General features: G+C 63.6%; 19 protein-coding genes. 12 read left to right on the top strand and 7 right to left on the bottom strand.

What is annotated here, in order from left to right:
- The first annotated feature begins 32 nt into the window (after positions 1–32).
- From NCT05_RS28445 to NCT05_RS28435, 3 genes are all read left to right on the top strand, one after another.
- The gene (locus NCT05_RS28445; RefSeq protein ID WP_175981401.1) at positions 33–782 is read left to right on the top strand and encodes a DUF2278 family protein; all 750 of its coding nucleotides are present in this window, start codon (positions 33–35) and stop codon (positions 780–782) included.
- 141 nt (positions 783–923) lie between these two features.
- A complete protein-coding gene (locus tag NCT05_RS28440) occupies positions 924–2,162 on the top strand; it encodes a multidrug effflux MFS transporter (RefSeq protein ID WP_175981403.1) in 1,239 nt (412 codons plus the stop codon).
- Positions 2,163–2,266: 104 nt separating this feature from the next.
- Complete coding sequence (locus tag NCT05_RS28435; protein WP_008347038.1) at positions 2,267–2,476, top strand: hypothetical protein; 210 nt, start codon at positions 2,267–2,269, stop codon at positions 2,474–2,476.
- 16 nt (positions 2,477–2,492) lie between these two features.
- Here the strand turns inward: NCT05_RS28435 and NCT05_RS28430 are convergent, their stop codons facing one another.
- Positions 2,493–4,679 carry a hybrid sensor histidine kinase/response regulator family protein gene (locus tag NCT05_RS28430; RefSeq protein ID WP_250503728.1) on the bottom strand — a complete coding sequence of 729 codons (2,187 nt, stop codon included), beginning with the start codon at positions 4,677–4,679 and terminating at the stop codon, positions 2,493–2,495.
- 171 nt (positions 4,680–4,850) lie between these two features.
- On the opposite strand from NCT05_RS28430, the gene NCT05_RS28425 reads away from it, so the two are divergent.
- Together NCT05_RS28425 and NCT05_RS28420 are read left to right on the top strand one after the other, a co-directional pair.
- On the top strand, positions 4,851–5,117 hold the full coding sequence (locus tag NCT05_RS28425; protein WP_033536447.1) for a YlcI/YnfO family protein: 267 nt from the start codon (positions 4,851–4,853) through the stop codon (positions 5,115–5,117).
- Between the two features lie 3 nt (positions 5,118–5,120).
- Positions 5,121–6,107, top strand: coding sequence for an FkbO/Hyg5 family chorismatase (locus NCT05_RS28420; protein WP_144403714.1), 987 nt, complete (start codon positions 5,121–5,123; stop codon positions 6,105–6,107).
- Here NCT05_RS28420 and NCT05_RS28415 read toward each other — a convergent pair.
- Entirely contained in the window at positions 6,099–6,968 is an 870-nt protein-coding gene (locus tag NCT05_RS28415) for a LysR family transcriptional regulator (RefSeq protein WP_008347029.1), read from the bottom strand. The two genes, NCT05_RS28420 and NCT05_RS28415, sit on opposite strands and share 9 nt — an antisense overlap.
- A 156-nt stretch (positions 6,969–7,124) precedes the next feature.
- Between NCT05_RS28415 and NCT05_RS28410 the strand changes: the two genes are divergently transcribed.
- The gene (locus NCT05_RS28410; protein ID WP_250503727.1) at positions 7,125–7,973 is read left to right on the top strand and encodes a DMT family transporter; all 849 of its coding nucleotides are present in this window, start codon (positions 7,125–7,127) and stop codon (positions 7,971–7,973) included.
- Positions 7,974–7,983: 10 nt separating this feature from the next.
- Here the strand turns inward: NCT05_RS28410 and NCT05_RS28405 are convergent, their stop codons facing one another.
- Positions 7,984–8,889 (bottom strand): LysR family transcriptional regulator, encoded by a 906-nt coding sequence (locus NCT05_RS28405; protein ID WP_175981409.1) that lies wholly within the window; start codon positions 8,887–8,889, stop codon positions 7,984–7,986.
- A 125-nt stretch (positions 8,890–9,014) separates the two neighbouring features.
- Here NCT05_RS28405 and NCT05_RS28400 point away from each other — a divergent pair, with 125 nt between their 5' ends.
- The 5 genes from NCT05_RS28400 (at position 9,015) to NCT05_RS28380 (ending at position 16,946) form a co-directional block, all read left to right on the top strand.
- Positions 9,015–11,144 carry a 3-hydroxyacyl-CoA dehydrogenase NAD-binding domain-containing protein gene (locus NCT05_RS28400; protein WP_250503726.1) on the top strand — a complete coding sequence of 710 codons (2,130 nt, stop codon included), beginning with the start codon at positions 9,015–9,017 and terminating at the stop codon, positions 11,142–11,144.
- 35 nt (positions 11,145–11,179) lie between these two features.
- Positions 11,180–12,370: an acyl-CoA dehydrogenase family protein gene (locus tag NCT05_RS28395; RefSeq protein WP_250503725.1), complete on the top strand. Its 1,191-nt coding sequence runs from the start codon at positions 11,180–11,182 to the stop codon at positions 12,368–12,370.
- 12 nt (positions 12,371–12,382) lie between these two features.
- Positions 12,383–13,567 carry an acyl-CoA dehydrogenase family protein gene (locus NCT05_RS28390; RefSeq protein WP_250503724.1) on the top strand — a complete coding sequence of 395 codons (1,185 nt, stop codon included), beginning with the start codon at positions 12,383–12,385 and terminating at the stop codon, positions 13,565–13,567.
- A 75-nt stretch (positions 13,568–13,642) separates the two neighbouring features.
- A complete protein-coding gene (locus NCT05_RS28385; RefSeq protein ID WP_051996395.1) occupies positions 13,643–15,166 on the top strand; it encodes a sensor domain-containing diguanylate cyclase in 1,524 nt (507 codons plus the stop codon).
- Between the two features lie 127 nt (positions 15,167–15,293).
- Entirely contained in the window at positions 15,294–16,946 is a 1,653-nt protein-coding gene (locus NCT05_RS28380) for an ATP-binding protein (protein WP_008347018.1), read from the top strand.
- A gap of 13 nt (positions 16,947–16,959) precedes the next feature.
- Here NCT05_RS28380 and NCT05_RS28375 read toward each other — a convergent pair whose 3' ends face one another.
- The 3 genes from NCT05_RS28375 to NCT05_RS28365 all read right to left on the bottom strand — a co-directional run bounded on the left by NCT05_RS28375 (position 16,960) and on the right by NCT05_RS28365 (position 20,921).
- Positions 16,960–17,907 (bottom strand): amino acid ABC transporter substrate-binding protein, encoded by a 948-nt coding sequence (locus NCT05_RS28375; RefSeq protein WP_008347016.1) that lies wholly within the window; start codon positions 17,905–17,907, stop codon positions 16,960–16,962.
- A 12-nt stretch (positions 17,908–17,919) separates the two neighbouring features.
- Positions 17,920–19,224, bottom strand: coding sequence for a dicarboxylate/amino acid:cation symporter (locus tag NCT05_RS28370; protein ID WP_008347015.1), 1,305 nt, complete (start codon positions 19,222–19,224; stop codon positions 17,920–17,922).
- A 164-nt stretch (positions 19,225–19,388) separates the two neighbouring features.
- A complete protein-coding gene (locus NCT05_RS28365; protein ID WP_250503723.1) occupies positions 19,389–20,921 on the bottom strand; it encodes a complex I subunit 4 family protein in 1,533 nt (510 codons plus the stop codon).
- A 349-nt stretch (positions 20,922–21,270) separates the two neighbouring features.
- Between NCT05_RS28365 and NCT05_RS28360 the strand changes: the two genes are divergently transcribed.
- The gene (locus NCT05_RS28360; protein ID WP_175981421.1) at positions 21,271–21,519 is read left to right on the top strand and encodes an adhesin; all 249 of its coding nucleotides are present in this window, start codon (positions 21,271–21,273) and stop codon (positions 21,517–21,519) included.
- A 7-nt stretch (positions 21,520–21,526) separates the two neighbouring features.
- Here NCT05_RS28360 and NCT05_RS28355 read toward each other — a convergent pair whose 3' ends face one another.
- Positions 21,527–22,879, bottom strand: a complete 1,353-nt coding sequence (locus tag NCT05_RS28355) for an NAD(P)/FAD-dependent oxidoreductase (protein ID WP_250503722.1) — start codon at positions 22,877–22,879, stop codon at positions 21,527–21,529.
- Positions 22,880–22,965: the final 86 nt, after the last annotated feature.

Here is a 22,965-nt window from a genome sequence, read left to right as displayed (position 1 = left end):
GATCGCATATCGGCCGAAAGGATGTTGTCATCATGGCGCGCAACGAATACGTTGTCTTCAAGGGCACGGTCAAGCTCGGCGTCCCCTTTCTTCAGGGCTATAAGGGCGATCCGCATTACGTGATCGTCAGCGAGGACGCGAACGGCAAGCCATTCGACATCGTCACCAACGTGAAATCGGATAGCTCGCTGACGGGGCCAGCGGGTTATCTCGTGCTGTATGTCTGGAATCGATACTTCGATCATCCGATGACGGCCGATCTCGACAAGCTGTCGGCGGGTGTGTCGACAGCGAACTTCCCGAAGCTCGACTATGTACACGATTCGCGACTCGTCGATCTCGACGCGATGCGCCCGATCCCGCTCGACACCAAGGACGAGAAGAACGATATCAATGCGCTTCTCAACGAGATGCTGCAACTGGACATGTCGGCGAACGGCGTCGATTACGTCTATGAAACGCCGAGCTATAGCGACGATCGCCTCGGATGGAAGCCGACGAAAGACGTGACCGTCTATGGCTTTGGCTTCCTGTTCGAGCCGGGGAAGGACGGGCTGCACGAGACGCATATGAATCAGGGCAACCCGAAGCCGGGCAAGGGCACGCATGTCAAGGACCACTCGAACGAGAACGGCGTGTTTCAGGACGGCGCGGTCATGATCGAATTGGACGGCAAGTTTCAGGCGCTGTTCGTCGCGTTCCAGACGCAGCTCGTGCCGACGGACAGCCGTGGCCGCCCGATACCGGGCCAGTCGCATCCCATTCTGCATGGCAAGACGTGATCGATCGCGCGGGAAACGCGCAGGTTGACGTACGCGCGACGAGGGCTTTGAGCCGATTCGCGCGATGACAGGCACAATACGATGAATCCCCATCCGGATTGGCCCGCAGAGGCCGCCGGCCTTCGCTCATTCGTCGTTGTCATGAACCACGCTCATCCTTCGAAGAATTCCCCGCAATTCCTGCTGTTTCTGGTTTGCCTGTTCGCGTCGGCGGGGCAGCTCGCCATCGATATCTACGTGCCCGCGTTGCCCGCGATGGCGCGTTACTTCGCCACGTCGCCCCAGGCGATCCAGTCGAGCGTCTCCGGCTACATGGCGGCGTATGCGATCGGTCAACTGGTCTTCGGCCCCATCGCCGATGCGTACGGGCGCAAAAAAGTGCTGGCGTTCGGGCTCGTCGTCTTCACGCTCGGCTGCTTACTGTCGCTCGCGGCGACGAACCTCGAAACCTTCCTGCTCGCGCGGTGCCTGCAAGGCTTCGGCATCGCGGCGACCAACCTGCTCGCGAAGGCGATCATCACCGATTCGTTCAAGGGCCTGGCGCTGCTGCACGCGTTCACCTACATGTCGATCGCGTGGGGGCTCGCGCCGATCGTGGCGCCCGTGATCGGCGCGCACTTGCAGGAATGGTTCGGCTGGAAGTCGTGCCTCGTCTTTCTGCTCATCTATTCGATCGTGATGTGGACGCTCATATGGCGCTATCGCGAGACCTTGCAGAAGCCGGTGCATCTCGCGCCGCGCACGCTGTTCACGAATGCGGGCAAGGTGTTGTCGAGCCGCGTTTTCCAGAGCTGTTTTCTCGCGCAAGGGCTGTGCTACAGCATCCTGCTCGTATTCAACATCGTCGGCCCCTTCATGGTGCAGAACACGCTGCACAAGCCGCCGACGTACTTCGGCTATCTCGCGCTCGCCATCGGCATGATGTATTTCCTCGGCGGGCTGTCGAACCGCGTGCATGGCGCGCGTCTGCCGAGCGCGGAGCAACGGCTGCGCATCGGCGCGCGCGTGATGGCGGGCGCATCGGTCGTCATGCTGCTGCTCTCGCTGACGGTCGGCCTCACCGTATGGACGTTGTCCGCGCCGGTGCTCGTGATGGGCTTCTGCGCCGGCGCGATGTACCCGACGCTGATGGCAAAGGGCAATTCGCTCTTTCCGCATATCGCGGGCCTTACCGCGGCGATTCTCGGCTGCTCGCTCTTGCTCGTGTCGTCGGTGATGATGGGTCTCGCGGGCTTCGTGTCGGTGCAGATTCTCACGCCCCTCGCGGCGTTCTTCGTGATTCTCGCGTTCACCGTCGTCGCGATGGTGACGTTGCTGCTGCGCCATCTGGAGCAGTCGCAGGCCACGGGCACCGTGCGGGAAGGCGTCGACGCAGCCTGATGCGCCAAAGCGGTGCGGCCTGCAATGCATTGCAGAAAAGCTTGTTTGTCCAAGTCTTTTTGAAGGCTTAGATTCGAGCTGTTCATGCATCGAGGAGGCGAGCCATGCCGCACTTCCTGACTCACTACTGGCAGGCGCTTTCGGGCCCTTCGCAGCGTGCGCGTGAGCGTTCGGCCAACGACGCGCACGCCGCGAGCGAAACCACGCGCGCCGAGCAGCTCGAGCACATTTCCGTCTACGCGCGCGCGGGATATTTCAACATGGGCTATACCGTGGATGCGTTTCAGTTGCCCGGAGAATCGCCGCTGCACTGAAGCGCACGAACGAGACTCACCGCGCGGCGCGCATCGACAGGCCGTTCAGCAGCCGTTGCAACTCGTCGATATTGAAAGGCTTCGCGAGTATGGTGAAGCCGGTGCGGCGCGCCTCGTCGAGCTGATCGGCGTAACCTGTCATCAGCGTGACCGGCTGATTCGGGCGCGTCGACTTGATCCATTCCGCGAGCTTGATGCCGTCGTAACTACCGGGCATCTGGATGTCGGAAAGCACGAGATCGAATTCATCGCCGGCTTCGAGCATCTGTCTCGCGGCATCGCCTGACGATGCGTGGCGCGCTTGCCAGCCGAGCACGTCGATCACGGCGCACAGGCCCGCCGCGACTTCCTCGTTGTCTTCGACGATCAGCACGGTGGACGATGGCGCTTCGCGATCGACGGTCTCCACAGGCGGCGCATCCGCAGGCGCATCGACTTCGCCGGTCCAGTGCGGCAGATAGATGTCGACTGTCGTGCCGAAGCCCCATGCAGAATTCACGCGCGCCGTGCCGCCCGCCTGCTCGGACATCGCGAGCACTTGCGCGAGTCCGAGCCCTGTCCCGGCGCCCGCGCCCTTGGTGGTGAAAAGCGGTTCGAACGCTTGTTTTGCGACGTCGGTGCGCATGCCGACGCCGCTGTCCTTGCACGAGATCACGACGTATTCGCCGGCGCCGAGACCTTCATGCGTAGACGTATAACGCACGTTGTTGCACTCGATGCGAAAGTCGCCGCCGTGAGGCATCGCGTCCTTCGCATTCACGGCGATGTTGATGAGCGCCGAGGTCAGCTCCGTCGCATCGACGCGCACGGTCCACGTCGATGGCGGCACGCGCGAGCCGAACGTGACCTTGTCGCCCACCGACGCGCGCACGAGCGGCTCGGAGTCCATCATCCAGCGATCGAGGCGGATGACCTGCATCTGAAGCGGCTGACGTCGCGCGACGCTCAGCAGGCGGCGTGCGAGCGATTGCGCATTCTTCGATGCGCGCTCCACCGCCGCGACTTCCTTTTCGAGGCCGTTGAAGCCCTTGCGCCGCGCCAGTTCCATGTTCGATGTGACGACCATCAGCAGGTTATTGAAGTCGTGCGCGACGCTCGCGACGAGATTGCCGAGCGCGCCCATGCGTTGAAGCCGCCGCGTGGCCGCGACGGCCGAGCGGCGCAGCGCAAGTTCGCCGCGCCAGTTGTGCCATGCCGCTTCTTCCGCTTTGAGGCGTCGCAGCGAGAAGCCGATCAGCACCCACAGCGCGATGCACGGAATCAGTGCGATCGACGCGATCGATACATCGCGCCGCCACCATGCGAGGCGCACGTCATGAATCGAAAAGCCCGCCGCCGCATAGACGGGATAGTCGCCGACACGCCGCCACGCCGCGAGCTTTTCATCGTTGTCGAGCGGCGATATGTAACGCATCAGACCCGTGGGCTTGCCTTGCGCGAATGCGCTCGCCAGCACCGAATGGCGATCGGGCGCATTGGGCGCGGACGCTGGCGGAAAACGCGCGAGCACGGCGCCGTCGTCGCGATGTAGCGCGAGCGTGAGCGCGGGATCGCTCACAATGAGTTCGCGATAGAAATCGAACAGATAGTCGCGCCGCACGGCAATCGCGATTTCGCCGAGAAAGCGGCCGTCTTTCGCATAGCGTGCGCTCAGCGTGTTGACGATGTCCGTGTTCTTCACGCGCCCGCGCTCGGGCATGGAAACATGAAAGCTCGAATGCGTATCGCGCGTCGCGATGAAATCCGCACGATCGCTGACGGACACATCGGGCGCGGGAAAAAAGCGGCTGCTGAGCACGAGCCTGCCGCGACTGTCGAGCACGGAGAGCGCCGCGATCTGTTCATGAGCCGCCGCGAGACGCGCGAGCTTGTCGTGCAGCTCCGACTGGCTGCGCGCGATCAAATCCGCGTCGCCGCTGCCGAGCATCTCGTCGATGCGCGAGATCAGTTCGCGGTTGATGCTGAAAACGGTGTTGGCCTTTTCGTCGACGATACGCACGAGTCGTTCGAGCGACTCGCCGGTTTCGGCGAATGTGCGTCCGTAAGTGTAGTAACCGTACAGGCAGAAAAATGCGAAGGGAATGACGATCGACGCAACGAGTGCAGCGAAGAGCCGTCTGCGCGCCGCGCGAAAGTCGAGCGGTGGCAGAGAGGGCAGGGTCTCTGCGGTGCCTGAAGCGGAGTGTTCTTCAGATTCGTTCATGGCGCGTTGCAAGGCGTGCGCGAGCGCCGAAACGCTCGTTTCGATGGTAGCACGCAGGTCTGTCATCGCCATGCATGAGTGCGCATCGGTCGTCGCGCAATCAGGCTGTGGTATAAGCACCGCATGCGCGCGCCCGCTCGCGGCGCGCAACGAACGTAACAGGAGCATGCAGTGAGAAGGACCGCCGAAAACAAGCTGAAGGTGGTCGCAGTGCGGGTCGATCCACAATTCGAACAACGGCTGCGACTTCTGGCGGAAGTGACGGGGCGCAAGCAATCGTTCTTCCTCCAGCAGATGATCGAGAACGGCATCGGCGCAATGGAAGAAACCTGGTTGCCGCCGGACGTGCTCGAACAAGTGAGGAGCGGTGCGTTGCCGCCGTTGCAGCAGGATCGCGTCTCGACCGCGGACCTCTTCGGCGATCAGGCCGATGAATGATCGATGATGGCGACGCCCCGATCGCGCTTCATCGCGCATGACGCGACATGCGAAGACGATGTGCTCGCGCGCATCGTCTTCGGTGCGGCGAGCGGCGGGCCGTGCATCGAAAGCGGTGTGCCGACGCTGCGCCTCGCGATGTGCGACGACTCTCACGACGGCTTCGCCGAAATCTGGACAGGCAACGGGCCGATCCACAGCGGACGCTTCAATGATCTCGTCTTCGCGCACGACGACGAGTTTCTCTTTTGCGCGGGCTTCATCGCGTCGTCCGGCCGCTATACCGAAGCCACGCGACAAGCCTATGGCGATGCGTTCGCGCTCGTCGGCGAGCGGGACTTCCCGAAGATTTTCCGCATGTGGAATTTCATCCCGCACATCAACGGGGCGAATCGGGAAGGGCTCGAGGTGTATCGCGATTTCTGCCGTGGACGCGCCATCGCGTTCGAGCAGGATTACACGGGCGCATCGGGTATGCCGGCGGCGACCGGCATCGGCACGTCGGGCGATGGCGTCGGCTTCTATTTTCTGGCGTGCCGCGCAAATTCGCCGCGGCATATCGAGAACTCGCGACAGACGCCCGCGTATGAATATCCGCAGCGATACGGTCCTAAGTCGCCGAGCTTCGCGCGCGGCACCTTGTTGGACGATACGTTGTACGTCTCGGGCACCGCGAGCATTCTCGGACACGAGACCGTGCACGAAGGCGATCTCGACAAGCAATGGCATGTCGCGATCGGCAATATCGCGCATCTGATCGGCATCGAGAATCTCGAAGCGCAGAACGTGAGCGGCGGCTATACGCTGCGCGACCTCGATCAGATCAAGGTGTATTACCGTCATGCGGCGGACTTGCCGCGCGTGATGAAACTCGCGCAGACCGCGTTTCATGCGGATGCGAACATCCGCTATGTCAAGGCCGATATCTGCCGCGCCGATTTGCTCGTCGAGATCGAGGGCATTGCTTCATATCGTCGTCGATCAGACTGACGCCGATTGCCTGAGCGTCTTCACGAGGAGGCTATACAGGCCGTCCACCGCTTTGGAGCCGCGCGAATCGCGACTGCGATAGACAGCGACTTCCATCGGTTCGAGCGGACCCAGGCCTTCATCGTTGCCCAGAATGCGGAGATGGTCCGGCGCGCTGCATTGCGTCAGCACCGCGACCGCGAGACCGCTTTCGACGGCGGCGATCTGCCCGGCCAGACTCGAACTGTTGTAGACCACCTTGTAGCGGCGGCCTTGCTGCGCGAGCGAATGAATCGCGCTGCGCCGCGCGAGGCTCGCGCTTTCATAGACGGCGATCGGCAACGGATCGCGTCTCCATAATTCGAATTGCGCCGCGCCGACCCAGACCATCGGCTCATGGAACAGCAGCGTGCCGCGCCGGCCGTGATCGCGCGATACGAGCGCGATATCGAGCTCGCTATTCGCGATGCGCGGAATCAGCGATGTCGATTGCTCGCAGATCAACTCGATCTCGACGCCGCTGTGCCGCGGCGCAAAGCGCTTCAGCACGGGTGTCAGATATTTGGCCGCGTAGTCGTCGGGCACGCCGAGGCGCACGCGGCCGGTGAGTTGCTCGCCCTGAAGCGCGACCTGCGCCTCGGCATGCAGATCGAGAATGCGCCGTGCATAGCCGAGCAGCGTTTGCCCGTCGTGAGTCAGTTCGAGCGCGCGCGAGCCGCGTTCGATGAGCCGCAATCCGAGCGCGCTTTCGAGCTTCTTCAATTGCATGCTCACCGCCGATTGCGAACGATGCACTTCGCCCGCCGCGCTCGACAGCGAACCCGCATCGACGACGGCGACGAAGCACTTGAGCCAGTCCATCTGCAAATCGTGTTGTTTCATGGGTCTGATCGGCGATTTCGAAAATCGAATGGATGATCTTCGAATTATGCGCTTTTCGTTCTATCGATCGCGGCACACACTTGGGGCATGAACACGAACGCGTCATCCTCTTCCCGTACAACCGCGCGCAGTGAAGCACGATCTGCGGCAGGCGCGTTGCCCTTTATCGTCGGCTGCGCGCTGCTCGGCACGATCGGTGTTTTCCTGCACGAAGCGAATGCCGATCCGCTGACCGCGACATGGTTTCGCTGCGCTTTCGGGCTTCTGGGCATGAGCGCGTGGCTCATCTCGCGCGGACAGACCCGCTTTCTGCGCCTCACGCGCAGCAACGTTCTTTGGGTGCTCGCGGCGAGCCTGCTGATGGTGTCGAGCTGGGCGCTCTTCTTCAGCGCGGTCGAGCGCATATCGGCGGGCGTCGCCATCGTTCTGTTTCATGTGCAGCCGATGTGGGTGCTGCTATTCGCATCGTTGTGGCTCAAAGAGACGATCGGCAGGCAGCGCGTCATGGCCGTGGCAGTCGCGATGTGCGGACTCGTGCTCGCGACGGGCGTCGCCGGGCACGCGTCGGACGGCTCTTTGCAGCCCGCGTACTGGACGGGCGTGGCCGCATGCCTGGCCGGTTCGCTGTGCATGGCGGGCGTGACGATCACCGCGCGACGGCTGCGCGATCTGCCTGCGGGCGTGCTCGCGTGGTGGCAGTGCGCCATCGGCACGCTGTCGTTATGGTTCTGGCCGATGCAGCACGGGTGGCCCGCATGGGGCATGTCGTGGGCGTGGCTCGCGGGCCTCGGGCTGATTCACACGGGCTTTGCGTACACACTGATGTATATCGGCATGGCGCGGCTCGACACCGCGCGCGTCGCCGTGCTTCAGTTCATCTATCCGGCGGTGGCCATCGTCATCGACTGGCTGGTTTTCGATCAGCGTTTGAGCGGCGCGCAGATGACGGGCATTGCGTTGATGTCGGTGGCGATAGGCTTTGCGGAGCGCGTCCGCAAGGCGTGACGCAGATGCTTCAATGACGCCCGCGCCCCGCCATTCGCGCGCGGTCGAGCATGAACTCGATGAACGCCAGCGTCGCGCGCGTGTGATGCCGGTTCGGCATGTAGAGCATGTACATGTGCGTGCCGAAGATGCTGAGCCGCCATTCGTCGAGCGCGGTGACGATCGCGCCGCGCCGCATGTCTTCCGACACGACGTAATCCGGCACGATGCCGACGCCGAGACCCGCGAGGATCGCATCGCGCAAAAACAGGAAGTTCTCGGAGATGAGGCTCGGTTCGAGGAGCACTTCGTGACGTTCATCGTCGAGATAGGCGGCGACGCGCGTCTGCTTGCCGACGACCGTCGCGGTGATCACCGGCACGACGCCCAGTTGCTCGAGCCGCGTGGGCATGCCGTGCGTTTCGGCATACGCGGACGATGCACACGCGACGTACCGCACCGGCCCCATGTCGCGCGCAACGAGACTCGGCGGCGGCTCGGGCATCACGCGCACGGCGATATCGACTTCGTCGCGCAGCAGGTCTTCGACGCGGTTTTCGAACATCACGTCGAGCACGATATCCGGGTACTCGCGCTTGAACGCAATCAGCCATTCCGACATCACGAGCTGTCCATAACCGCTCGGCACCGATAACCTCACGCGCCCCTGCAATCCTTGCCCGAGCGTCGATACCGATTCCTGCGCCGCGAAAAGCGCGTTGCGGATCGAACGGCCGTGCTCATAGAGCTTGAGGCCGAGCTCGGTCGGCTCGACGCGTCGCGTGGTTCGCCGCACGAGCTGCAGGCCGACGGACTTTTCGAGCTGATTCAGGTGATAGCTGACATTCGCGCGCGTCATCTTGAGGCGGCGCGCCGCTTCGCTCAGATTGCCCGCATCGAGGATTTCGACCAGCAGCGTCAGTTCGTTGACGTCCACGGTATGGTTCGATTGTCAAAAGAGATTTGACAGTCTGTCAATCGAGCCTGTGATTGTCAAGGATGCCTGTCCCCGCGAGAATGCTTCCACGTAAAACAGGAACATCGACCCAGGAGACTTCATCCATGACGCTTTCGAGCGCGCCTGAAACCGTATCCGCCGTTCAACACGAATTGCGCGGCAGCGTCCTTGTCGTGACGATCGATCATGCGCCCGTCAACGCACTCAACGCTGCCGTGCGGCGCGGTCTCATCGATGCAATCGAAGCCGCCGATGCAGATGCCTCCGTGCGCGCGGTGCTGATCGTCGGCGCAGGCCGGAACTTCATCGCGGGCGCGGACATTCGCGAGTTCGGCAAGCCCGCCGTGCCGCCGTCGTTGCCGGAGGTGTGCAACCGCATCGAGCGTTGCGCGAAGCCCGTCGTCGCGGCGATACACGGCGCGGCGCTTGGCGGCGGACTCGAAGTCGCGCTGGCGTCGCATTACCGGATCGCGGTCGCCGGCGCGAAGCTCGGCCTGCCCGAAGTGCAACTGGGACTCTTGCCGGGCGCGGGCGGCACGCAGCGCTCGGCGCGTCTGATCGGCGCACAGGCCGCGTTGTCGATGATGTTGAGTGGCCGTCACATCGGCGCGGAGGAAGCGCTGCGTCTGGGTCTCGTCGACCGCGTCGGCCAGAGCGACGACGTGTTCGCCGAAGGCCTTGCTTTCGCGCACGAACTCATCGCGACGAAGGCCGCGCCGCGCCGCACGAAGAACGCGCGCGGACTCGCGGACAAGGAAGCGAGCGTGGCAGCGATCGCCGCCGCGCGCGCCGAGACGCAGAAGAAGTCGCGCGGATTGCTGTCGCCGATGAAGATCGTCGATTGCGTGGAAGCGGCGTTGAATCTGCCCTTCGACGAAGGCTTGCGCTTCGAACGCGAGCAATTCCTCGAATGCCGCGAGAGCCCGCAACGCGCGGGTCTCGTGCATGCGTTCTTCGTCGAACGCGAAACTCAGAAGTCGCCCGAAACGCGCGACGCACAGCCGCGCGCGCTCGATCGCATCGGTGTGATTGGCGGCGGCACGATGGGTGCGGGCATCGCCGTCGCGCTGCTCGACGCGGGTCTCGCGGTGACGATGATCGAGCGCGACGAAGCCTCGCTCGAACGCGGAAGCGCGCATGTCGAGAAGGTGTACGACGCGCTGATCGCGAAGGGCCGCCTGACGCACGAATCGAAAACGCGCGCGCTGCAACGCTTTCACGGCGAAACGAAATACGACGCGCTCGCCGATGCCGATCTCGTCATCGAAGCCGTGTTCGAGGACATGGCCGCGAAGAAGGCCGTGTTCGCGCAACTCGATCGCGTGTGCAAGCCGGGCGCGGTGCTCGCGACGAACACGTCGTATCTCGACATCGACGAGATCGCGGCGAGCATCTCGCGTCCGCAGGACGTGCTCGGGCTGCACTTCTTTTCGCCCGCGAACATCATGAAGCTGCTCGAAGTGGTCGTGCCCGCGCGCGTGAGCGCCGATGTCGTTGCGACCGGTTTCGAACTCGCGAAGAAGCTGAAAAAGGTGGCGGTGCGTGCGGGCGTGTGCGATGGATTCATCGGCAATCGCATGCTCGCGGTGTATCGCGCGGCGGCGGATCATCTGATGGAAGACGGCGCGTCGCCGTATCAGATCGATCGGGCCGTGCGCGACTTCGGCTTTCCGATGGGACCGTATCAGGTCATCGATCTGGCTGGCGGCGATATCGGCTGGGCCGCGAGAAAGCGCCGCGCCGCGACGCGCGATTCGAACGCGCGTTACGTGCGTATCGGCGATGAACTGTGCGAGCGCGGCTGGTTCGGCCAGAAAACGGGACGCGGTTTCTATCGTTACGGAGACGGTGCGCGCACGGGCACGCCGGATGCGGAAGTCGAGTCGATCATCGATGCCGAGCGCGAGCGTGCGGGCGTCAAGCCGCGACCATTCACCGATGAGCAGATCGTGCGCCGCTACCTGGCCGCGATGATCAACGAGGGCGCGAATATCGTGCACGAAGGCATTGCGCAACGTCCGCTCGATGTCGATGCCACGTTGATGCACGGCTTCGGTTTCCCGCGCTATCGCGGTGGCCCGATGCATTATGCCGATACCGTGGGTCTCGACAACGTGCTCGCAGATATCCGCGCATTCGCGCAGGAAGATCCGCTCTTCTGGCGCGCGTCGCCGTTGATCGTCGATCTCGTGGCGCGCGGGAGGAATTTCGCGAGCCTGAATCAGACGGCCTGACGCGTGGCCTTTCAATCACTCATGGAATCGCAGTCATGGACCTGACATTCAACGCAGACGAAGAAGCCTTTCGCGCCGAAGTCCTAGCGTTTCTGCGCACATCGCTGCCAGAGCATGTTGCGCAGAAGGCGCGCACGGGCGAGCGCCTGACGCGCGACGACATGGCGCAATGGCACGCCACGCTCAACGCGAAGGGCTGGCTCGCGAATCACTGGCCGAAGGAGTATGGCGGCCCGGGCTGGACCGCGGTGCAGAAGTTCATCTTCGAGAACGAATGTGCGATTGCGGGCGCGCCGCGCATCGTGCCTTTCGGTGTGAACATGCTCGGGCCGGTGCTCATCAAATACGGGAGCGAGGCGCAGAAGCGTCACTGGCTGCCGCGTATTCTCGATGGCTCGGACTGGTGGTGTCAGGGCTATTCGGAGCCGGGCGCGGGTTCCGATCTCGCATCGGTGCGTACGACAGCCGTTCGCACGATGGAGAACGGCAGCGAGTATTACATCGTCAACGGACAAAAGACGTGGACCACGCTCGCGCACTTCGCGAACATGATCTTCTGTCTCGTACGGACGTCGCAGGATGCGCGCAAGCAGGAAGGCATCAGCTTTCTGCTCATCGACATGAATACGCCGGGCGTCGACGTGCGTCCGATCATCACGCTCGACGGCGAGCACGAAGTCAACGAAGTGTTCTTCACGGACGTGCGCGTGCCCGTTGCGAATCTCGTCGGAGAGGAGAACAAGGGCTGGACGTATGCGAAGTATCTGCTGACCTACGAGCGCACGAACATCGCGGGCGTGGGCTTTTCAGTGGCCGCGCTGAGCCGGCTGAAGGCTGTTGCGGGCAAGGTGCAATGCAACGGCCGCGCGCTCATCGACGATCCTTTGTTCGCCGCGCGTCTCGCGCGTGTCGAGATCGATCTGGAGAACATGAAGACGACGAACCTGCGCGTGATCGCGGCGGTCGGGGGCGGCGGCGCGCCAGGCGCGGAAAGCTCGATGCTGAAGATTCGCGGCACGGAGATTCGCCAGGAAATCTCTTCGCTGATGCGTCGCGCGATGGGTCCGTACGCGCAGCCGTTGATAGACGAAGCATTCGAAGATGACAAGGATGCCGAAACATTGGATGCGGCGTCGGAGTACTTCAACAATCGCAAGCTGTCGATCTTCGGCGGCTCAAACGAAATACAGAAGAACATCATCTCGAAGATGATCCTCGGTCTTTAAAGGACGCGCACGATGAATTTCCAGCACACGGAAGACCGGCGGATGCTCGCGGATTCGCTGAACCGCTTCATCGCCGAGCAATATGGCTTCGATGTGCGCGACAGGATCGCGCGTTCGCAAGAGGGCTTCAGCCGCGATATGTGGCGACGGTTTTGCGAGCTTGGCATCGTCGGCGCGTTCTTCGATGAATCGATCGGCGGCTTCGGTGGCGACGGGTTCGATGTGTCCGTCGTGTTCGAAGCGCTCGGTCGCGGGCTCGTCGTCGAACCGTTTCTCGATACGTTGATCGTCGGGCGCGCACTTGCTTTCGCGGGCGATGAGCGGCAGCGCGAGATCGTTGCGAGCATGATCGACGGGACGGCGATCGCAGCATTCGCGCATGACGAACCCGGCTCGCACTACGAGCTTGCACGCGTGAACACGCGCGCGACCCGGCATGGCGATGGATGGATGCTCAACGGCGCGAAGGGCGTCGTGCAGCAGGGCGAACATGCGGACGTGCTGCTCGTGTCGGCGCGCACGTCGGGCAACGAGTACGACGAAGCGGGCATTTCGCTCTTTATCGTGCCGCGCGATGTGCAGGGCGTGAAGATGCGCGGCTACCGCAAGATCGATGGCGGACGCGTGGCGGAAGTATCGCTCGAAAATGTGACGCTCGATGCCAATGCGCTCGTCGGCAATGAAGGCGATGCCTACGCGACGCTCACGCATGCGATCGGATATGGTCTCGTCGCGCTCGTGTCGGAAGCGGTCGGCGCGATGGATGTCGCGAAGGAGCACACGCTCGAATATTTGCGCACGCGTAGGCAGTTCGGCGTGCCGATCGGCGCGTTTCAGGCGTTGCAGCATCGCATGGCCGATGTGCTGCTCGAGATCGAGCAGGCGCGTTCCGCTGCGATCAATGCGGCGGCGGCGGTCGGCGCATCGGGTGTTGCGCGCGAGCGAGCGTTGTCGGCGGCGAAGCATTCGGTCGGGCGCATCGGCACGCTCGTCGCGGAAGAGTCCATTCAGATGCATGGCGGCATCGGCATGACGTGGGAGCTGCCGCTTGCTCATTACGCGAAGCGGCTCGTGATGATCGATCATCAATTGGGCGATGAGGATCATCATCTCGCGCGGTATATCGCGCTGGGGCGGGGGGCGCTTCGCTGGAGCTTCACTACTTCAAGCCGGGATCATACAAATAGGAGACAATGACGCCCTAGCTCGCAACCCAAGGACCATGCAGAGCAACAGATAAACTCGCGAGCCAGGTTCCCGGACCTCCAGATAGTGGCAACCGAAAATATCTACAACCCGAGTCTCAACGCACCCGCCCCGGCACGCGCGCGAAGCTCGACGCCGAACGTCATCGTGCTGTGCGGCACGCTCATCGCGCTTCTCATGGTGGCGCTTTGCGCGCTGGTCCTGTATCAGGGCCGGGTCGATGCGCTCGATCGCGCGCGCGACACGTCCCGCAATCTCGCGTTGCTCGCCGAGCGCGACATCGAGCGCAATTTCGAACTCTACGAACTGTCGCTGCAAGCGGTCGTCGAAGGCGTCGAACGCGACGACGTAATGAGCCTTCCGCCCCGCCTGCGCAACGACGTGCTGTTCGACCGGGCGGCCACAGCGCGCGATCTCGGGTCGATCCTCGTGCTCGACGAGAACGGCAAGATCATCATCGATTCGGGCAGCCTCGTGCCCCGGCCGGGCGATTTCGCGGATCGCGGCTATTTCACGGTCCAACGCGACCGGCCAGACGCCGGGCTTTACATCAGCGGCCCGTATGCGTCGCGATTGCGCGGCGGCGCGCCCAGCATCGCGTTGAGCCGCAGACTCTCGCGTCCCGACGGGTCCTTCGCGGGCGTCGCGATGCTCGCCATCAACCTCGAATACTTCCGCAATCTTTTCGCGGGGCTTTCGCTCGGGCCGCACGGCGCGGTGTCGCTCATCAATCACGACGGCCTGATGATCATGCGTCAGCCGTTCGATCCGCGCGTGATCGGCCGCGACATCAGCCAGGCCGATACCTTCAAGAAATTTCGGGCGGCGGAGCAGGGCAGCTTCAGCGAAACATCGTCGATCGACGGGAGGCGCCGCCTCTACTACTTCCGCAACTTCCCGAATCTGCCGCTCATCATCATGGTGGCCGAAGGAGAAGAGGACATCTACGCGGCATGGCGGCGGCGCGCGATCATCATCGGCTCGTCGATGGGCGTGCTCGCTATCGGATTCATCGCGTTGTCGTTCGTGCTCGCCGCGCAATTCAGGCGGCGCATGCGCGCGGAGTCGGAGCTACAGTTGCTCGCGCGCACCGATGGACTCACCGGGCTGCACAATCGCCGCACGCTGGGCGAGATTCTCGATCAGGAATGGCGCAGGGCGCGCCGCACGCGCAGTCTCTTTTCGCTGCTGTTCGTCGATATCGACCGCTTCAAGGCCTTCAACGATGCCTACGGCCATCAGGCCGGCGACGACGCGCTCGCGGCCGTCGCACGCTGCATCGGCGACAACATACGGCGGCCCGTCGATACCGCCGCGCGCTACGGCGGCGAGGAGTTCGTCGTCGTATTGCCCGACACGCCCGCCGACGGCGCCGCGAAAATCGCCGAGAAGATTCGCGCGGCCATCAGCGATCTGTCGATCGAGCACGCGGGCAGCGAGTTCGGCCGCGTCACGGCGAGCATCGGTCTCGCGAGCTGGCGGCCGGAACGCGACGACGACGTAAGCGCGCTCATTCGCGCGGCCGACGAGGCGCTCTACGATGCGAAAGCGCGCGGGCGCAACCGCATCATGCAGGCAAGTTTCGTCTGAGACGGTGGACGAAAGTTCGTCGCGCAACGGCCGGGCATGTGCGTGCACGCAAAATGCTTGTTTTGCCGTAAGCTCTCGACGCCGCGCGGGCCGCCCGCCCACGACGCGACCGACCCGAACCCTTCCGATGACCCAAACGCCCGATCCCGAAGCCCGCCGCCTCGCCACGCTGGCGCGCTACCACACGCTCTTCAACGCGATCGATGACGGCTTTTGCATCATCGAATTCATCGATGGCCCGCACGGACCGCTCAGCGATTATCTGCACGTCGAAGCCAATCCGGGATACGAGCGGCACTCGGGCATTCGCGACATCGTCGGCAAGACCTTGCGCGAGATCGATCCGACCGATGCCGACGGCTGGGTCGAAATCTACGGCGACGTTCTGCGCACCGGCGCGACCGCGCGTTTCGAGCGCTACTTTCTGTCGGCGGGGCGGCATATCGAGGTGTCGGCGTCGCGCGTCGAACCGCCCAGCCTGCGGCAAGTGTCGATCCTCTTTCGCGACATCTCCGCGCGCAAGAAAGCGGAGGAAGAACGCGATCGCGCGATCGCGTCGCTGCGCGCGTTCAACGAAACGCTGGAGCAGCGCGTCGCCGAGCGCACGGCGGAATTGATGCGCGCGGAAGAACAACTCCGTCAGGCGCAGAAGATGGAAGCGGTCGGTCAGTTGACGGGCGGCCTCGCGCACGACTTCAACAATCTGCTGGCGGGCGTGTCGGGCTCGCTGCAGTTGCTCGGCATTCGGCTGAGCCAAGGACGGATCGCGGAGGTCGACAAATACGTCGTCGCGGCGCAAGGCGCAGTGCGGCGCGCGGCGGCGCTGACGCATCGGCTGCTGGCGTTTTCGCGGCGGCAAACGCTCGATCCGCGTCCCACGGACGTCAACGCGCTCGTCAACGGCATGACCGAACTGATCCAGCGCACGGTCGGCCCGGGCATCAAGGTGGAGTCTGTCGGCGCGACGGGCCTGTGGCCCGCGCTCGTCGATTCGGGACAACTGGAAAACGCGCTGCTCAACCTGTGCATCAATGCACGAGACGCGATGCCCGATGGCGGGCGCATCACCATCGAAACGGCCAACAAGTGGATCGACCACCGCGCGGCCCAAAGCCACGACATGCCCGAAGGCCAGTTCCTGTCGCTGTGCGTGACGGATACCGGCACCGGCATGACGCCCGATGTCATCGCGAATGCGTTCGATCCGTTCTTCACGACCAAGCCGATCGGCATGGGCACGGGCCTCGGTCTATCGATGATCTACGGCTTCGCGAAGCAATCGGGCGGCCAGGTTCGGATCTATTCCGAAGTCGGGCAGGGCACGACGGTCTGCATCTATCTGCCGCGCTTCTATGGCGGTGTCGATGACGATGCCGCCGATCAATCCGCATCGCCGATCTCCGGCGCGGAGTCGGGAGAAACCGTGCTCGTCGTCGACGATGAACCGAGCGTTCGCATGCTTATCGTCGATGTGCTGGAAGAGGCCGGCTACGCGGTGATCGAAGCCGCCGACAGCATCGCGGGCCTCAAGCTGTTGCAGTCGAATGTGCGGATCGATCTGCTCATCAGCGATGTCGGCTTGCCCGGCGGCATGAACGGACGCCAGATGGCCGATGCGGCGCGCGAGGCGCGTCCCGATCTGAAAGTGCTCTTCATCACCGGCTATGCGGAGAATTCGGTGATCGGCAATGGACGCCTGGAGCCCGGCATGCAAGTGCTGACCAAGCCGTTCGCGATCGAAACGCTGGCCGCGCGCGTGCGCCAGCTCGTCGACGAGTAAGGACGCCCGCGCGCTACTGCGCCTCGCCGCCCGCCATCGACTCGATGATGCTTTCGAGTTGCGCGCTCATCGGCATGTCGAGGCTTTTTCCCGACGGCAGACGTTGCAGGAACCAGCGCTTGTATTGACGCTCGATTTCGCCATCGGCGGCGAGGTTCTGGAACGTATCCTTCACGACTTGCGCAAGCTGGGGATCGTCCCTGCGATACATGATGCCGTACGGGTCATACGACAAATAATCGCCGATCACCTGATACGCGCCGCCCTTCGCCGCGTTCTCCGCGATGAGGCCGTAGAGCAGCACGTCGTCGGTGGCGAAGGCATCGGCCTCGCCGTTCGCAACGCGCGCGAAGCCTTCCGCGTGATCCGGCACGATCTGCAACTGCAGGCCGAGCGCGAACTTCCGGTCGAGATCGCGCAGCGCCTTCTCGTTCGTCGTGCCTGCCGTCACCGCGACCTTCTTGCCCGCGAGATCGCGAAACGAGCGGATCGGCGACCCTTTCCTGACCATCACCTTGGTGCCGGCCACGAAGAAGATCGGCGAAAAGGCCACGCGTTTCTGCCGCTCGACGTTGCTCGTGGTCGAGCCGCATTCGAGATCGACACGGCCATCGACGACCGCTTCGATGCGATTCTCCGGCGTCACGGGCACCCACCGGATGTTCAGGTTCTTGTGCACCGCATTGCCGATCGCGGCGACGATCGACTTGCAGAGTTCGATCGAATAGCCGATCGGCTCCTTGCGCGCGTTCAGATACGAGAACGGCACCGAGGCATCGCGATAGCCGATCGCGATCGTGCCCGTGTCGCGCGCCTTGGCGAGCGTGCCGGTCAGCGTCGCGGGCGCGTAGGCGTCGTTGTCGGGCGGCGGTGTCTGCACGTCGTCGGCCGCGCGCGCGTTCGGAGCGATCGCGATCAGGCTGGCCGCAGCCAGCGCCGACCAGAAGCGCTGCGTCTTCATGGCTCGCCTCCGTCAGACCTGCGCGGGATGCGCGAGCGACGCGTCCTGTTCGGCCTCGATGCGCGCCGCATTCTTCGCCGCCTCCGATTCCGTCAGCAGCTCGCCTTCCCACTTCGCGACGACCGCGCTCGCGATCGAATTGCCGACGGCGTTGGTCGCCGAGCGCCCCATGTCGAGGAAGGTATCGACGCCGAGAATCAGCAGCAGTCCCGCCTCGGGAATGTTGAAGTGATTAAGCGTGGCCGCGATGACGACCAGCGACGCGCGCGGCACGCCGGCCATGCCTTTCGATGTCAGCATGAGGATCAGCAGCATCGTGATCTGCGTGCTGATCGGCAGATGAATGCCGTACGCCTGCGCGATGAAGAGCGTCGCGAACGTGCAATACATCATCGAGCCGTCGAGGTTGAACGAGTAGCCCATCGGCATCACGAAGCTGGAGATCTTGCGCTTCACGCCGAAACGATCGAGCGCGTCGAGGATCTTCGGATACGCGGCCTCCGAGCTCGCGGTCGCGAACGAAAGCATGAACGCTTCCTTGATGAGCGACAGCAGCTTGAACACGCGCCGCCGCAGGAACAGGAAGCCCGCGAGCACGAGCAGGCCCCACAGCAGAAAGAGGCTGATATAGAAGTCGGCCATGAAGACCGCGAACTTCAGAAGGATCGTCAGCCCGTTGACCGCGACGGTCGCGGCCATCGCGGCGAGCACGGCGAGCGGCGCGAGCTTCATCACGTAGCCGGTGATCTTGAGCATGACGTGCGACAGCTGATCGATCGCGGCGAGCAGGATCTTGCCGCGTTCGCCGAGCGCGGCGAGCGCGACGCCGAAGAACATCGAGAACACGACGATCTGCAGGATCTCGTTGTTGGTCATCGCTTCGGCAAACGAGCGCGGCACCATGTGACTGACGAAGTCCTTGAGCGTGAACTTCGACGTCGCGAGATTCGCCGATGCGCCGATGTCGGGAAGCGGCAAGCCGAGGTTATCGCCGGGCTTGAGCAAGTTCGACATCACGAGGCCGAGCAGCAGCGAAATGAGCGACGCGGTGAGGAACCAGCCGAGCGCCTTGGCGAACACGCGTCCGACCGAGGCGGCGTCGCCCATGTGCGCGATGCCGACGACCAGTGTGGAGAACACGAGCGGCCCGATCAGCATCTTGATGAGGCGCAGGAACACGTCGGACACGAGGGAGATGTAGCCGGCGATCTCCGTGGCGGTCTTCTTGTCGGGAAAGCTCGTGAAGATCATGTAGCCAACCACTATGCCGATGACCATCGCGCCGAGAATCCAGATGGCTGCGGAGTTCTTCTTCATGTCCAGGCCTCCATTGACTGCATATCGAACGAATGCAATGGCGAATTTCGGATGGATCAGGCGATGCAAAAACGAACGCGGCGCCGCTCAGTATAGAGCGGCGCCGCGGCGTGTGTCCGCGAACACTCGAAATGTTAGCGGCGTAGTTCCATCTTTGCCGGAACTCAGCCCGGCGTGCGCTCCGAAACCGCTTCGCGGCGCGCGTTGTAGGACGGCGCGCTGCCGTCGTCGGGCAGCGTCGAGCCTTGCGCCGCCGCGAGCAGTCTTTCGACGGACGGGCCCATCGCGTCCGTGAAGGTCTTCGGATGCACGCCGATACCCAGCACCAGCACGGCCATCGCGCCGAACAGCACGAGTTCGCGCTTGCCGAGATCGCGCAGACCGGCGACGCGCTCGTTCTTCACCGCGCCGAAAATCACACGCTTGACCATCCACAGCGTATAGGCCGCGCTCAGGATCAGCGACGTGGCCGCAGCCGCGCCGATCCAGAAGTTCAGGCGGATCGCGCCCATCAACACTAGAAACTCGCCGACGAAACCCGAGGTGCCCGGCAGGCCGACATTGGCCATCGCGAACAGCATCGCGCAGACCGCGAAGCGGGGCATCGTGTTGGCGACGCCGCCGTAGGCATCGATCGAGCCATTTTTCGTGCGCTCGACGAGCACGCCGGTGCACAGCAGCATCGCGCCGGACACGATGCCGTACGACAGCATCTGCACGACCGCGCCTTCGGTGCCGAGGCGGTCGAAGGTAAAGAGGCCGAGCGTCACGAGACCCATGTGCGCGACTGCCGAGTAGGCAAGCAGCTTGCGCATGTCCGTCTGCGCGAGCGCGACGAGGCTGCCGTAGATCACCGCGACGAGCGACAGCGCGATCATCGCCGGGGCGAAGAAGTGCGATGCGTCGGGCACGATCGGCAACACGTAGCGCAACATGCCGTAGCCGCCGATCTTCAGCATGCCGAGCAGCACCGCCGCGCCCGTCGGGCCTTCCGAGTTCACGTCGGGCAGCCAGGTGTGGACCGGCCACATCGGCACCTTGACCGAAAAGGCCGCGAGGAAGCAGACGAAGACGACGATCTGCGGCGTGAAGCCGAGCTTCAGGTTGCGCCATGCGTCGATATCGAAGGTATGCGCCTGCGTCCACAGATAAACGAGCGCGGCCAGCATTGCAAGCGAGCCGAGCAGCGAGAAAAAGAAGAAGCGAATCGCCGCGTACACGCGCCGCTCGCCGCCCCACGTTCCGATCAGCAGATACAGCGGAATCAGCGAAGCCTCGAAGAACACGAAGAACAGCATGCCATCCAGCGACGCGAACACGCCCTGCATGCAGCCCGACAGCACGAGGAACGCGCCGTAGTATTGCGCGACCTGCTTCGTGACCGAGCGCCACGACGCGACGAAGATGATGAGCGTGGTGACGGCCGTCAGCACCGTGAACCACAGCGAAATGCCGTCGACGCCCAGATGGTACGAAATGCCGAACTGCGGCAGCCACTCGACGCGCTCGACGAACTGCATCGCGCTGGACGACGCGTCGAAGCGGGAGAGCAGCGGCACGACGGGCAACAGGCTGAGAATCGCGCCGAACAGGGCGACGGCGCGCGAGAGCGTCGCGGATGCGCTGAACGTCAGCACGAAGATGCCCGACACCACTGGAATCCAGATAAGAAAACTGAGAACTGACGGCAGATGCATAGCTCGGTCGAAATCGGGCGCAAAGCACGGCCAGCACGCGAAGAAACGTGCTCGCTGGGAAGGCGCTGACAGTGGAATGTAAGGCAGGACGAGTGCGCGGAGGCTTGAATCCGGCGCGCAGCCCGAATGACTTAGGCGTATTCCTAAGGGTTAACGAGGATAACTCAAAAGAATAGTTTTTTGTGCATTGCGGCGTATCAAATTCATTGCGCCGAACGGCCTTGACTTTTTTACCGATTCCCGCTCAGCGACACGTCGACGTGGATGAATCGTTCGTTCGCTTCGGGCTTGCCCTGATTTGCCGGAAGCCGCGTGGCCCTTAGCCTAGAACGCAAGGAAGGAGACAAGCATGAAGAAAACATTCAAGGCCGTCGTCTTTGCGCTCGTCGCGTATCTCGTCGCCGATCGCGCCATGCTCCACGCGCAGGGACGCGACCTGGCCGCGTCGTCGTGCGCGCAGAGCGCGGCGCAGATCGAATTCGACGCCCTGAGCAAGGGCTTCAGCCACGCCGCCGCGAGCAGCCAGCGCGACGCGTTCCGGTCGCAATGCCTCGTGTCGGGCCGCGCCGAGTCCGGCACGGCCGTCGCAATGCGCTGAATCGGCGTCAGTTCAGCTTCACGGTAGGCCGCACGCGCTCGCGCAGCCATTGGCTCGCGGCGTACATCAGCGCCCGCTTGACGCCCGTCAGCCCCATGATGTGCCGGCGATACAGATGCCGGTAGCACGACGCCGCGAACCATCCGTCGATGAACAGCGGCCGGCGCAGCAACTCGCTCATCAGCGCGCCCGCCGCGCCTGCGCGTCCGAAGGAGACGAGCGTGCCCTGATCGCGGTATGCGAAGAGCGGCACGGCGCGTTCGTCGAGGCGGCGCGCGAGGGCATCGGCGAGATAGACGGCCTGCTGAAACGCGGCCTGCGCGCGCGGCGGCACGAGCGCGTCGCCTTTCGCTGCGGCGCACGCGGCGCAGTCGCCCATCGCGTAGATGCCTGAGCCGGGTTCGACCTGCAAGGTTGCATCGACGATCACCTGTCCCAGCCGGTTCAGCGGCAATCCTTCCAGCTTGCGCAACACCGGCGCGCCTTCCACGCCCGCAGCCCAGATCGTGATGTCGCTTGTGAGCGTTTCGCCATCCGCGGTCGATACGGCGTGCTCGTCCACCGAACGCACGCGGCAACCCAGCCGCACTTCCACGCCGAGCTTGGCGAGCACGTCCTGAGCGCGCGTCGAAATGCGTTCGGGCAGCGCGGGCAGCACGCGCGGCGCGCCTTCCAGCAGACGAATGCGGATGTCGCTGGCCGGGTCGATCGACGCGAGGTGATACTCGCGCAGCATTTCCGCCGATCCGCGCAGCGCGGCGGCCAGTTCGACGCCCGTCGCGCCGCCGCCGATCACCGTCACCGAAACCGGCGTGCGCGCCGCGCCGGGCGTCGCCTGCCGCGCATGACTCGAACGCAGAAGGCTCGACAACAGGCGCCGCCGGAACGTTTCCGCCTGCTCCACCGTTTCGAGCGTCAGCGCATGCTGCGCCGCGCCGGGAATCGAGAAGAAGTTCGTCACGCTGCCGAGCGCGAGCACGAGCGAATCGAAGGCGAGCGTTCGCTTCGGCAGGAGCGGACGTCCGTCGATATCGGTCGTCTCGTCGATGACGATCTCGCGGCGTCCACGATCGATGTTCGCGAGCGCGCCCTGCTCGAAGCGAAAGTGATTCCACTTCGCGTGCGCGGCGTAATCGATCTGATGACTCGATGCATCGATCTGTCCCGACGCCACTTCATGCAGAAGCGGCTTCCAGAAGTGCGTCGGAAAGCGGTCGATGAGGATCACCTCGGCGCGCCGCCGCTTGCCGACGCTATTGCCGAGACGCGTCGCGAGTTCCAGCCCCGCGGCGCCGCCGCCGACGATCACGATGCGATGAGGCGAATCGACCTGCCGTTGCGCGTAAGGATTCAACATCATGGCTCTCCCGGAAGTGCTGTGTGGATGCTTGACGACCTCGTTGGGAAAAATATAAGGTCCCGAAAACATATGCGCTATTTAGTATT

Origin of the sequence: Caballeronia sp. AZ7_KS35 (assembly GCF_023631045.1) — a bacterium.
GTDB classification, from domain to species: Bacteria; Pseudomonadota; Gammaproteobacteria; order Burkholderiales; family Burkholderiaceae; genus Caballeronia; species Caballeronia zhejiangensis.
Note: the sequence above shows the minus strand (reverse complement) of the source record. Positions and strands in the feature narration are given on the sequence as shown.